Origin of the sequence: Rhodococcus sp. 06-1460-1B, assembly GCF_002258475.1 — a bacterium.
In the GTDB taxonomy this organism is placed as follows: domain Bacteria; phylum Actinomycetota; class Actinomycetes; order Mycobacteriales; family Mycobacteriaceae; genus Rhodococcoides; species Rhodococcoides fascians.
The window spans coordinates 73,838-86,379 of sequence record NZ_NOYS01000018.1; the positions used below are offsets into that span (position 1 = coordinate 73,838).

Consider the following 12,542-nt stretch of genomic DNA (forward strand, 5'->3'; position numbering starts at 1 on the left):
TCGTGCTCTATCGGGTACCGAACCACCCCGCCGCTGTAGGTGAGGTGTTGTGCCAAATATGCTTCGCTTCTTGATATTCGGACATACCGGACGGTCCGAGTTCGCGGCCGTTCCCGGACTGCTTGAAGCCGCCCCATTCCGCGGCCGCCGTGTAGACACCGAAGTCGTTGAGCCACACCGTTCCATGACGAAGCCCACGCACCATCCTTTCGCCTCGCGCGGCGTCGGACGTCCGAACACCCGCGGCGAGACCGTAATTCGTATCGTTACCCAGCAGAAGCGCCTCGGCCTCGGTGTCGAATCGCTCCACAGTGAGTATGGGCCCGAACGTCTCGTCTTGCACGATATTCATGGACCGATCGCAGTGATCGAAGATGGTGGGCAGGAAATAGCTACCTTTGCTCAAGGACGGATCGTCCGGCTTGGTACCTCCTATGACCAAGGTGGCCCCCTCCTCGATACCCGTCGCCACGAAGCCTTCGATCTTCTCGCGCTGCGCCTGCGACACCAGCGGTCCGGTCTCACTGGCCGGGTCCATACCCGGCCCCATCACGATGGTCTTCGCGCGCTCTGCCACGGCGGACACGAACCGGTCGGCCACTGATTCCTCGATGATCAGTCGGGTACCGGCCGAACACACCTGACCAGAATGCAGAAACACTCCGGTCAGTACGTTGTCGACCGAATCGGCGAACGACTGCTCGTCGGCCACCGCGTCGGCGAAGACGATGTGTGGATTCTTGCCCCCGAGTTCCACCGCCACCTTCGTGACGTTCTCCGCGGCCGCGGCAAGAATGTGCCTGCCAGTGGCGAGTCCGCCGGTGAAGGAGATGAAGTCGACGTCGCGGTTCCTGGTGAGCGCATCTCCGAGCGTCGCGCCGCTGCCCTGCAGCAGGTTGACCACACCAGCAGGCACTCCTGCTTCTTCCACGAGCTTGGTGAACGCGATGGTGCTCAGTGGCGTCACCTCGCTGGGTTTGAGCACCATGGTGCACCCAGCAGCCAAGGCGGGGGCGATTTTCCACGAGATCTGCAACAGCGGGTAGTTCCAGGGTGCGATCATCACGCAGACACCGATGGGCTCGTGCACCACTCGGCTCAGAATTTCCGGACGGTCGACGTCGATCAGTCGATCTGCCTGCACCACAGCGAGATCGGCATAGAAGCGGAACACCGAGGTGACGTCGTCGATATCGATCTCACTCTCGCCGAACGTCTTTCCGGTATCGAGGGTCTCGATATGCGCCAACTTCGCCTTGTCCCGTTGGAGCAAGTCCGCGATGCGATTGAGCAGATCACTGCGCTCACCCACCGTCACCGAGCGCCAGGGGCCGTCGTCGAACGCTGCCCGCGCCGCGGCAACCGCAGCCAGGGCATCGTCGGGTGTCGCCTCGTCGACGACGGCCACCACGCTGCCGTTGGACGGATCGACGATGTCGCGGGTCCCGCCGTCACCGGCTCCCTGCCATTGCCCGTCGATGAACAACGACGGCCGCAGTGAGCTCGGGTCGAATCCTGCATCGGAGTCGGTCACTCGACACCTTCTTCCGTGTGGGGGCCTGTTGGTGTGTCTACGGTATGCCTCAGCGGCCGGTGACTCCATCGATCTGTTCGCGGATGATGTCCGCGTGCCCGTTGTGCCGCGCATATTCACTGATCATGTGCACGTAGACCATCCTCAATGACATCGGCCCGCCGCGACAGTCGACCGGATCCTCGAACGAGTATTGGGCAGCGACCACGTCCGAGGCCTCGCACTCGGCAGCGAATCGCGCGAAGTCCGACTCTGCACTCGATGCCGTCGCGCCCAGGAAGTCGGAATCCTTACCCAACGCAGCGTCGTACATCGGGTCGAACGACATCGACGCCAGTCGCTCTCGAAACCAGATGCGTTCGACCTTCGCGAGGTGCCGGACGAGTCCGAGGAGGGAGAGCGTCGAGTGCGAGAAGGGGCGTTGCGCAAGCTGTTCGGCATCGGCACCGGCACAGATGTTCGACAACGTGGCTCTATGCCAACGCAGCATTCCTTCGAGAATGGGTCTGTCGTCACCGACGAGCGGACCGTCGACGGGATCGGGCGTGGGCGCGGTGAAGCTCATACTGCGATTGTCGAGCACGAAGTGGCTCCTGCCGAACGACCCGCCCGAAACAGAGCGCGAAGCCCCAGCAACAACCCATTCGGACAATTCACACTACGGTGGGATTCATGACAATCGAAGATGTGGGCGGCAGGCGAACGGTGACGGCGGATGAGCTTCTTCTGTTGGTGGGTGATCATCTCCTCATCGAGGAGGGTGTCGTGACCGGGTTCATCGAAAGCGCTGGGCAGGTTGCCGAGAACGTGGCGGTGACGGTCACCGATGGCGTCGACGGAACCACCACGACCGAGCGAGTTTTCCTTCCCGACGCCGAGGTGACCATCGAACCAGCCGACCGCGGACGCGCTCCGGTCACGATGTGACGATCGAGTTCAGCCGACACCGAAGTACATTCCTGTAACTCGAGCAGCTCGGATCACACCAGCCACACTGGCACCGAACTGAGCTAGGGTGACGAAAACCCGTCATCGTTCAGGAGGGCAGCCGACAATGCGATCCGGCCGACAACAACCGTCGATTCGCGTTGCCGTGGTCTCTTGTGTCGCCGTGTTCGGGCTCGCCATGGGATCCAGTTCGGCGACGGCCGAGCCCGCTGCGCCGATCTCGACCCCAACGACTGCCGACGCAGTACGTTCGGCCGACGCGCAGCATTACAACGATGCGCAGAATGCTCTGGTCAAGGGTCGCTACGAGGCCGGTTTCGCCGCACTGGACGCGGTTGCCACCGCCGCACCGAACGATGCCAATGTCGCAGCCCTGCAGACGTTCTACGCCAACGCAACCGATGATGCCGACGCGCGAGCGCTGCACTCGGCCCGCCTGCGCGCCCTGTCTCCCCCGCTTGCCGATGCGGTGGATCGGGCTATCGAAGTCATCGACGAGGCGGCGACGGAGGCGATCGACTTCGCGCCTGCGACCGATGGCGTGAGGACGGCAATCGTGGTGCTCGGCCTGGGCCTGAACGACGACGGCAGTATGGCACCGGAACTGGTGCAGCGACTGAAATCCGCTGCCGCGGTCGCCGAGCGTTCCCCCGAATCACCCATCATCGTCACCGGTGGAAATCCGCAGCGCGGCGTCACCGAAGCCGAAGCGATGAAGAAGTGGCTGATCGACAACGAGATTGCGGCCGACCGCATTCACGCCGAGTCCACTGCGAATTCGACGGTGCAGAATGCGCAGCGCGCCACCCCACTGGCTACTGAGATCGGTGCTGTGAATCTGGTGCTCGCAACAACTCCCAGCCATCTTCGGCGAGCGATCTCCGACTTCGAGATCGCCGGTGCCGACGTGATCGGTGCCGCCACATCCACCCCCGACGATCTTCCGGCCCTGCCCGCGCTCGCTCCGACAGCACGGTTGGGCATGACCGTCGACGCCACCAAGATCATCGGGATACCGCGCACCTACTGACGCATCCACCCGCGCAGCACAGACGCCGCCCCGGCGTCGAACATCACCCGACGATCCTCGTCGTCGGCCATCCCGGGTATCGACAACTCGAGCGACACCAGACCGTGCACGATCGCCCAGAACGAGTGGCTGATCACGTCCACCGACGCGCCGCTCATCGTGCCTGCCTCGACGGCGCTCGCCACCGCCGCCCGAAGCGGATCCATCGCGGCGGCCGCGAGATGTGCCTGATCGGATACGTCGACCGAACCGAGCACTCCGCCGAACATCACTGCGTAGAGGTGTGGGTTGGCCATGGCCCAGCGGCGGTACGCAAATGCCAGTTCGCGCAGGTCGACCTCGGATTCCCCGGTGACAGGAACGCTGCGTTGCGCGTCACCGAAACTCGAGAACGACGCGCCGAACAGAGCCACCAGCAGCTCCGCTCGACCGCCGAACAGCGAGTAGATGGCCGTGGTCGAGGTGCCCTGCGCGGCCGCGAGTTTACGCAACGACAACGAGTCGACGCCATGGCGCGCAACGGTTTCCGCTGCGGCTTCGAGTAGCCGGGTGCGCAGTTCGGCATCGTGAATTCTGGGTCTCGCCACTTGCGAAATCTATCACAACAGTGTTTTATAACAGTGTCACGCCATGTGCTCGGCCCCGAACCGAACAGACGGGAACACGACATGCAATCCATCATCGACGGCCGCATCACGGTCGAATCCGACCGCGACACCGTCACGGTCTTCCTCATCGGAATGCGCATCAACAATCCCCTTGCCGTTCGCTCCTGGCTTCCCGCCGCGCGCGCGATGCCGCGGATGCTCAGCCACCTCGAGCAGGATCCCACCTCCGGACTGCTCGGCTACCACTCGTGGTTGGGCCGCACCACCATGCTCGTCAGTTACTGGCGCAACGCGGAAGACCTGACGCGATTCGCCTCCGATCCTGACGCACCACATGCCCCCGCCTGGCGTGCCTTCAACCGATCGGTCGCTGCGACCGGCCATGTCGGCGTATGGCACGAAACCTATACCGCGACAGCCCAGGACAGTGAAGCGATCTACGTCAACATGCCGACATTCGGCCTCGCGGGAGCCATCGGTGGGATCCCCGTCGGCACCGGCTCGCACACGTGGAAGCAGCGAATGAAGTCCGCGAAGTAGGCCCGTACGTGCTAGAGGAAGATCCCGGCCCGCGCGGCGATATCGAGAACGGGCTGAGGAAAGACTCCCAGTGCCACGGTGACGACCACCGACACCCAGATCGCACAGGCCACCGGCGCGGTAGGACGCACCACCGTGGCGGTCCGTTCGCTGGGTTCGGTGAAGAACATCAGCACGATCACGCGCACGTAGAAGAACGCTGCAATCGCACTGCACACCACTCCGACCACGACCAGTGCGGCTCCCCCCGCACCCGAGGCTGCGCTGAACACCGCGAACTTACCGATGAACCCACTGGTGAGCGGGATCCCGGCGAACGAGAGCAGAAACAAACCGAACACAGCGGCGACGAGCGGCGAGCGGCGACCGATACCCGCCCATCGCTCCAGGTCGCTCACCTCACCGCGTTCGTCTCGGGCCAGACCGATGACCGCGAATCCACCCAGCGTGCTGAAGGCATAGGCAAGCAGGTAGAACATCGTGGCCGACACCCCCGAATCACGTACATCACCCGAACTACCCAGCGCAGTCACTCCGGTGAGGATGAACCCGGTGTGCGCCACGGACGAGTAGGCCAGCATCCGTTTGACGTCGGTCTGCGTCACCGCGACAACCGAACCGAGCACCATCGTGGCGATGGCGATCACCCACAACATCGGACGCCAACTCGACTCGAGACCGGGCAGCGCCATTCCGAAGATTCGCAGAATCGCACCGAAGGCCGCCACCTTGGTCACGGTGGCCATCAGCGCCGTCACCGGAGTGGGGGCACCCTGGTAGACGTCGGGAATCCACGAATGGAAAGGCACGGCACCGACTTTGAACAGCAGACCCACCGCAAGCAAGGCGGTTCCGATCAGTGCGAGTGATCTGCCCTGACCGTCTGCCGTGATGGCGTCGGCGATTCCGTCCAATCGGACCGTCCCCGCGTAGCCGTAGAGAAACGCGACTCCGAACAGGAAGAACGCAGACGAGAACGCGCCCAGCAGAAAGTATTTGAGGGCTGCTTCCTGAGAGAGCAGTCGTCGTCGTCTCGCCAGTCCGCACAGCAGATACAGCGGCAACGACAGCACCTCCAGCGCCACGAACATCGTCAGCAGATCCGTGGACGCCGGAAACAGCAGCATGCCGCCGATCGCGAACATCGCCAGTGGAAAGACCTCGGTCTGGGCGACGCCTGCATCGATGGCCTGCTTCTCTGCCACGCTGCCCGGCGTGGTCGAGGCCTGCGGAGTGAACGAGTCGATGCGGCGCTCGGCCCCGGCCCCGGTGACGGCGACGGTGCGCTCCGCCAACAGTGCGATGGCCGGAATTGCCACGAGCACAATGGTTCCCTGCAGGAACAGAGTCGGTCCGTCGATCGCGACGGCCCCGTTCATCGCGGCTGCCTCGGTGCCGGCCAGGCCGAGCACTGCCGCGAGGGCGCCGACCAGCCCTGCCAGAGCGAGACCCACGTGGGTTGCGCGACGAGCACGTAGCGGTACGAACGCCTCGACGAGAACCCCGAGAACCGCGACACCGAAGACGACCAGCATGGGCGACAGCAGACCGTACTGCACTTCGGGAGTGGTCATCGTTGACCTCCTGCACTATCGACGATCGTGGATTGCACTGCCGGAGTGATGATGTCGAGTGCCGGTTTCGGGTACACCCCGAACACGACTAGCAGCGCGAGCAACGGGATCACCACCAACGCCTCACGGGGAACGAGATCGGAGATCTTCTCGTTGCCCTCACGGACCGGCCCCGTCATCACCCGCTGATAAAGCCAGAGAATGTAGATCGCCGACAGCACGAGCGCACCGGTGGCCACGATTGCGGCGACGCCGTAGCGACCGAATGTGCCGATCAGCACCAAGAATTCGCTGATGAACGGGGCAAGACCGGGTAGCGAGAGCGTGGCCAGACCAGAGATCAGAAACGTTCCGGCGAGCACCGGCGCGACCTTCTGGACGCCGCCGTAGTCGGCGATCGCGCGTGAACCACGACGGGACACGAGAAAGCCTGCGATCAAGAACAATGCGGCGGTGGAGATTCCATGGTTGACCATGTACAGCGTGGCACCGGCCTGACTCTGACCGGTCATCGCGAAGATGCCGAGGATGATGAACCCGAAGTGCGAAATCGAAGTGTAGGCAATGAGTCTCATCATGTCGGTCTGACCGATCGCCAGTATCGCGCCGTACACGATTCCGATCACCGCGAGCGTGATGATCCACGGGGCGAACGTCTGCGACGAACCGGGAAAGAGCTCGAGGCAGAAGCGCAGCATGGCGAAGGTGCCGACCTTGTCCACCACCGACATCATCAGCACTGCAGTCGCCGGGGTCGACTGCACTGCAGCGTCGGGTAGCCACGTGTGGAACGGCCACAGCGGTGCCTTGATCGCGAACGCGAACATGAAGCCGAGGAACAGCGCGTTCAGAACCATCGGATCCACACCGAGTCCCCCCGATGACGCCGCATCCGCGATCGCGCGCAGATCGAACGTGCCGCCGTCGAACGGGCCGTCGGGCCTGGCCGTGACGACGTACAACCCGATGACGGCAGCCAGCATCACCAGTCCACCGAACAGGTTGTAGAGCAGGAATTTCACCGCGGCGCGCGTTCGCTGAACACCGCCGAACCCACCGATGAGGAAGTACATCGGAATCAACATCGCCTCGAAGAAGATGTAGAACAGCAATACGTCCAAGGCGAGGAACGAGACGATCACCATGGACTCGACCACCAGGATCAACGCCATGTAGGTGTGCGAGACCCGGCGCGATCCGTAGTTCGCCACACGGCTGCCGTCGTGCCAGCCCGCGACGAGCAGCAGTGGGGTCAGAACGGTGGTGAGCAACACCAGCACGAGGCCTATTCCGTCGAGGCCGAGCGTGTAGCGCGCACCGAATGCCGCTATCCAGGAATGATCTTCGAGGAACTGGTAGCGATCGCCACCGGAGTCGAATGCCACGGCGAGTACCACCGACACCACGAGTGTGCCGGTAGCGAACCCCACGGCGACACCACGCGCGATTGTCGGACGATCGGCCGGCACCAGGGCGACGACAATCGCGCCGAGAATCGGCAGAACCCACAGGACGGTCAGCCAGGGGAACGTCACAGGACCACCACCATCAGCACGACGAGAACTGCCCCCGCGAACATCGCCAACGCATAGGACCGTACGAATCCGGTCTGCAGCCGCCTCGATCGAGTCGATACTCCGCCGATCGATCTCCCCACCCCGTCCACAACCGCGTCGATACCCGCCTTGTCGGCGAATACCATTGTGTTCGTGAGCTTTTGACCGGGCCGCATGAATGCTGCCTCGTTGAAGGCGTCGCCGTACAGGTCAGCGCGTGCGGCTCTGGTCAGCACCGATACGTCCTCGGGTGGAGTCGGGGGAACGTCACGAGCGATGTACTTCCGGTACGCGACGCCGGCACCCACGAGTACCACCGCCAAAACTGCGACCGTCACGACCCAGGCAGGTATCGCGTGTTCTTCGTGCGCCGATCCCACCACCGGTTCCAGCCACGTCTCGAGGCGTCCACCCACCGCAAGGAAGGCACCCGATGCCACCGAGCCGACGGCCAACAGAATCATGGGGGCTGTCATCGTCGCCGACGCTTCGTGCGGATGTGCCTGCGCCGCCCAGCGTTTCGGGCCGAAGAACGTCATCAGCATCACCCGAGTCATGTAGAAGGCCGTCAAGCCCGCACCGAGCAACGTGACGCAGCCCAGCACCACACCTGCCGCTCCCCCGGCCGCGAACGCGATCTCGATGATCGGATCCTTGGCGAAGAAACCGGAGAACGGCGGAACTCCGATGATGGCGAGGTAGCCGAGACCGAACGTGACGAACGTGATCGGCATCGCGGCACGGAGCCCGCCGAACCGTCGCATGTCGGTCTCGTCGTTCATCGCGTGCATCACCGAGCCGGCCCCCAGGAACAGGCCTGCCTTGAAGAATCCGTGCGACAGCAGCAGCACGATGGCGAAGGCATAACCGGACGGGCCGAGTCCGGCCGCGAGCACCATGTACCCGATCTGACTCATCGTCGAGGCGGCGAGCGCCTTCTTGATGTCGTCTTTCGCACAACCGATGACGGCACCGAACAGCAACGTCACCGCGCCGACCGTGACGGTCGCCGCCCGCGCCACCGGCGAGGCCTCGAACACCGGTCCGGATCGGACGATGAGATACACCCCGGCGGTGACCATCGTCGCCGCGTGGATGAGTGCGGAGACCGGCGTCGGGCCCTCCATCGCGTCGCCGAGCCACGACTGCAGCGGCACCTGGGCCGATTTTCCGCAGGCCGCCAGCAGCAACATCAGTGCCATGGCGGTCGCCACCGATTCACCCGCGTTCCCGATTCCCGCGAACACCACGTCGTACTGCACAGACCCGAAGTTCACGAACATGATCATCAGGGCGATGGCCAAGCCGATATCGCCGACGCGGTTGACCACGAACGCTTTTCGAGCAGCCGTCGCTGCCGATGGCTTGTGTTGCCAGAATCCGATGAGCAGGTACGACGCCAGACCGACACCCTCCCACCCCAGATAGAGGCCGAGGAAATTGTCTGCCAGCACCAGCAGCAGCATGGCTGCGAGAAACAGATTGAGGTACGCGAAGAAGCGTCGCCGCTCCGGGTCATGGCTCATGTACCCGATCGAGTACACGTGAATGAGTGATCCGACCCCGGTGATCAACAGGACGAAACAGATCGAGAGTTGATCGGCACGCATGCCGAAGTCGACCTGCAATTCGTCGACGGGCACCCAGCGGAACAGCGTGTGAGTCAGTGTTCTGTCCGACTCGTCCCGTCCGAGCATCGACGAGAACACCAGCGCCGCAACGACGAACGACGACACCGCGGCGGCCGTCGCGAGAAGGTGGCCCCACGAGTTGCAGCGCCGGCCACCGAGCAGAAGGACGGCCGCACCGAACGCCGGCAGAGCCGGGAGAAGCCACAGGATCGACATCGTTTCTGCTCCCCCTTCAGTTCTTCATCAGATTGTTCTCGTCCATCGAGATCGAGCGACGAGAACGGAAGATGGCCATGATGATCGCCAGGCCCACCACCACCTCGGCTGCAGCGACCACCATGGTGAAGAACGCGAACAATTGGCCGTCGAGATTGCCGTGCATGCGAGAGAACGTGACGAACGCGAGATTGACTGCGTTGAGCATCAATTCGATGCACATGAACACGATGATGGCGTTGCGCCTGACGATGACTCCCGCCGCGCCGATCGTGAACAGCAGAACCGACAGGTAGAGGTAATTCTCTGGATTCATCGCGCGTCACCCCCGTCCACCTTGTACTCGATGCCTCGATCGGCGAACAGTGCGTTGACGGACGAGTCCGACTCGCTTCCGTCCGGGAGCAGAGCCCGTCGATCGACGCCGTTGTGACGAGCGAACACACCGGGGCTCGGCAGCGGCGTCACCCTGGAGCCGTCACGGAACCGGTCCTGCGACATCTCCCGCTGACCCTTCACCGGTCCCAGAGCCTCCCGGTGCGCCAGAATCATCGCCCCGATGGTGGCCGTGATCAACAGCGCGCCGGTCAGCTCGAACGCCCAGACGTACTCGACGAAGATCAGTTCGGCCAGGCCTTCTACGTTTCCGGTGGAGTTGGCCGCGTCGAGTCCGGCGAAATCGAGTCGCCCGGCGCGGGCCGAGTCGCGCAGCAGCACCCCGATGATCAACAGCCCGAAGCCGATTCCGATGACGACAGCCGCGATACGGTGCCCGCGCAGTGTCTCGGTCAACGACTCCGAGGTGTCGACCCCGACGAGCATCAGGACGAACAGAAACAGCATCATGACCGCGCCGGTGTAGACGACGATCTGCACGACACCGAGAAACAGGGCCCCTTGGGCCATGTAGAAGGTAGCGAGAACCACCATGGTGGCCGCGAGGAACAGTGCCGAGTAGACGGCCTTCGTGCTCATCACCACACCCAATGCACCGATGACCGCAACGACACCGAGGGTCCAGAACTGCACGGCCTCGCCGGTGGAGGTTGCCTCGAGCGCGAGCTGAACGGTGGCAGTCATCGAACCGGCCCTCGATCGGTGTCGGCCTCGCTCTCGGCACCGGTGACGGCACCGCGGTAGTAGTCCTCTGCCGAACACCCCGGTGCCATCGCGTGCGGCGGCGGCACCATGTCCGGCTCCAGCGGTGCCAGCAGCAAATCCTTCTCGTAGATCAGGTCGGCTCTGTTGTCACCGGCCAGTTCGTATTCGTTGGTCATCGTCAGAGCCCGTGTGGGACAGGCCTCCACACACAGTCCGCAGCCGATGCACCGGAGATAGTTGATCTGGTAGACCCCGCCGTATCGCTCGCCCGGCGAAAACCGTTCGGTCTCGGTGTTGTCGGCACCTTCGACATAGATCGCGTCGGCCGGGCAGGCCCACGCACAGAGTTCGCAACCGATGCACTTCTCGAGCCCGTCGGCGTACCTGTTGAGCTGATGGCGGCCGTGATAGCGCTCCTCGGTCGGCTTCTTCTCCTCCGGATACAGCTCGGTTTCGGGCTTTTTGAACATGGTGGCGAAGGTGACACCGAAACCTGCTATGGGACCGAGGAATTCAGGCATCGGCGTTCTCCTTCTGGGACGCGGCCACGGTGGACCGTGCGCCGGCGTGCCGGCTCGCGATGTTCGTGCCCTGCTTCGGAATGGGAGGTACGGGAAACCCGCCCGCCGCAGCGTCGAACGGTGCGACGGGTGCAGCAGGCGGCAGGTTTCGTGTGCGCGCGCGGCGGCGCAGTAAGAGCAGCAGCGAACCCAGGACGGCGACTGCAAAGATCGTCGACACCACGAACGTGACCAGAGGTACGTCGTATCGCCCGGCCCCCAGTACCCGCACCGTCGCGATCACCATCACCCAGATCAGAGCGACGGGAATGAGGATCTTCCAGCCGAAGTTCATGAACTGGTCGTAACGCAATCGCGGCAACGTCGACCGCAACCAGATGAAGACGAACAGGAACACCCACACCTTGGCGACGAACCACAGCACCGGCCACCACCCGGAATTGGCACCGCTCCACAGACTCAACGGAATCGGAGCCCGCCAGCCACCCAGGAACAACGTGGTCGCGAGCGCCGACACCGTGACCATGTTGATGTACTCGGCAAGCATGAACATCGCGAAACGCAAGGAGGAATATTCGGTGTGGAACCCGCCCACCAACTCCCCCTCGGCCTCGGGCAAGTCGAACGGCGCGCGGTTGGTTTCACCCACCATCGCCGTCACGTACACCAGAAACGACGGCAACAACAGGAACACGTACCAGGTGTTCTGTTGCGCACCAACGATTCCGGACGTCGACATGGTGCCCGCGTACAGGAACACCGCAGCGAACGAAAGCCCCATCGCAACCTCGTAGGAAATGACCTGAGCCGTCGAACGTAGTGCACCCAGCAACGGATACGTCGAACTCGACGCCCAACCGGCCAGGACGATCCCGTACACACCCACCGAGGTGACCGCAAGGATGTACAGAACCCCCACCGGCAGGTCGGTCATCTGCAGCGGAGTCGTAGTGCCGAACACCGACACCTCGGGACCGAACGGAATCACCGCGAAGGCCATGAAGGCAGGGACCACCGAAATGATCGGAGCCAGAATGTAAATCGGCTTGTCGACGCCGGTCGGAGTGATGCCCTCTTTCAGAGCGAGCTTGATCCCGTCCATCAGAGACTGCAACAGTCCCCACGGACCCACCCGATTGGGCCCGACGCGCATCTGCATCCACGCCATGATCTTGCGCTCGGCATAGATGGCCACGAGCGGTGTGAGCACAAGAAAAACGAAGACCGCCAGGGCCTTGCCGACCACCAGCCACCACGGGTCGGTGCCGAACATCGACAGATCG

General features: G+C 63.4%; 13 protein-coding genes. 3 read left to right on the top strand and 10 right to left on the bottom strand.

The features are described from left to right. Nucleotides 1–7: 7 nt before the first annotated feature. Nucleotides 8–1,534, bottom strand: a complete 1,527-nt coding sequence (locus CH268_RS06370) for an aldehyde dehydrogenase family protein (RefSeq protein ID WP_176457861.1) — start codon at nucleotides 1,532–1,534, stop codon at nucleotides 8–10. Nucleotides 1,535–1,583: 49 nt separating this feature from the next. Beyond that, nucleotides 1,584–2,099, bottom strand: a complete 516-nt coding sequence (locus CH268_RS06375; RefSeq protein ID WP_032366611.1) for a DinB family protein — start codon at nucleotides 2,097–2,099, stop codon at nucleotides 1,584–1,586. Nucleotides 2,100–2,206: 107 nt separating this feature from the next. Between CH268_RS06375 and CH268_RS06380 the strand changes: the two genes are divergently transcribed. Together CH268_RS06380 and CH268_RS06385 are read left to right on the top strand one after the other, a co-directional pair. Further along, a complete protein-coding gene (locus tag CH268_RS06380; RefSeq protein WP_141215094.1) occupies nucleotides 2,207–2,461 on the top strand; it encodes a hypothetical protein in 255 nt (84 codons plus the stop codon). 127 nt (nucleotides 2,462–2,588) lie between these two features. Next, the gene (locus tag CH268_RS06385) at nucleotides 2,589–3,512 is read left to right on the top strand and encodes a YdcF family protein (protein WP_094662974.1); all 924 of its coding nucleotides are present in this window, start codon (nucleotides 2,589–2,591) and stop codon (nucleotides 3,510–3,512) included. Here the strand turns inward: CH268_RS06385 and CH268_RS06390 are convergent. After that, nucleotides 3,506–4,099, bottom strand: a complete 594-nt coding sequence (locus CH268_RS06390) for a TetR/AcrR family transcriptional regulator (protein ID WP_027496788.1) — start codon at nucleotides 4,097–4,099, stop codon at nucleotides 3,506–3,508. The two genes, CH268_RS06385 and CH268_RS06390, sit on opposite strands and share 7 nt — an antisense overlap. A gap of 81 nt (nucleotides 4,100–4,180) precedes the next feature. Between CH268_RS06390 and CH268_RS06395 the strand changes: the two genes are divergently transcribed. Beyond that, a complete protein-coding gene (locus CH268_RS06395; RefSeq protein WP_094662976.1) occupies nucleotides 4,181–4,660 on the top strand; it encodes a DUF4188 domain-containing protein in 480 nt (159 codons plus the stop codon). Nucleotides 4,661–4,671: 11 nt separating this feature from the next. Here the strand turns inward: CH268_RS06395 and nuoN are convergent, their stop codons facing one another. From nuoN to nuoH, 7 genes are read right to left on the bottom strand one after another with little or no spacing between them, the layout of a single operon-like run. Further along, the gene (gene nuoN, locus CH268_RS06400; RefSeq protein ID WP_094662978.1) at nucleotides 4,672–6,234 is read right to left on the bottom strand and encodes an NADH-quinone oxidoreductase subunit NuoN; all 1,563 of its coding nucleotides are present in this window, start codon (nucleotides 6,232–6,234) and stop codon (nucleotides 4,672–4,674) included. Then, nucleotides 6,231–7,769, bottom strand: a complete 1,539-nt coding sequence (locus CH268_RS06405) for an NADH-quinone oxidoreductase subunit M (protein ID WP_094662980.1) — start codon at nucleotides 7,767–7,769, stop codon at nucleotides 6,231–6,233. Before CH268_RS06405 ends, nuoN begins: the two co-directional genes overlap by 4 nt. Beyond that, a complete protein-coding gene (nuoL, locus tag CH268_RS06410; protein ID WP_094662982.1) occupies nucleotides 7,766–9,637 on the bottom strand; it encodes an NADH-quinone oxidoreductase subunit L in 1,872 nt (623 codons plus the stop codon). Before nuoL ends, CH268_RS06405 begins: the two co-directional genes overlap by 4 nt. 16 nt (nucleotides 9,638–9,653) lie before the next feature. Continuing rightward, nucleotides 9,654–9,953 (bottom strand): NADH-quinone oxidoreductase subunit NuoK, encoded by a 300-nt coding sequence (nuoK, locus tag CH268_RS06415; RefSeq protein ID WP_032383367.1) that lies wholly within the window; start codon nucleotides 9,951–9,953, stop codon nucleotides 9,654–9,656. Beyond that, nucleotides 9,950–10,717, bottom strand: a complete 768-nt coding sequence (locus CH268_RS06420; RefSeq protein ID WP_032387262.1) for an NADH-quinone oxidoreductase subunit J — start codon at nucleotides 10,715–10,717, stop codon at nucleotides 9,950–9,952. The genes nuoK and CH268_RS06420 overlap by 4 nt, the downstream gene beginning before the upstream one ends. Next, nucleotides 10,714–11,259, bottom strand: coding sequence for an NADH-quinone oxidoreductase subunit NuoI (nuoI, locus tag CH268_RS06425; protein ID WP_094662984.1), 546 nt, complete (start codon nucleotides 11,257–11,259; stop codon nucleotides 10,714–10,716). Before nuoI ends, CH268_RS06420 begins: the two co-directional genes overlap by 4 nt. Continuing rightward, nucleotides 11,252–12,532, bottom strand: coding sequence for an NADH-quinone oxidoreductase subunit NuoH (nuoH, locus tag CH268_RS06430; protein ID WP_032391636.1), 1,281 nt, complete (start codon nucleotides 12,530–12,532; stop codon nucleotides 11,252–11,254). The genes nuoI and nuoH overlap by 8 nt, the downstream gene beginning before the upstream one ends. Nucleotides 12,533–12,542: the final 10 nt, after the last annotated feature.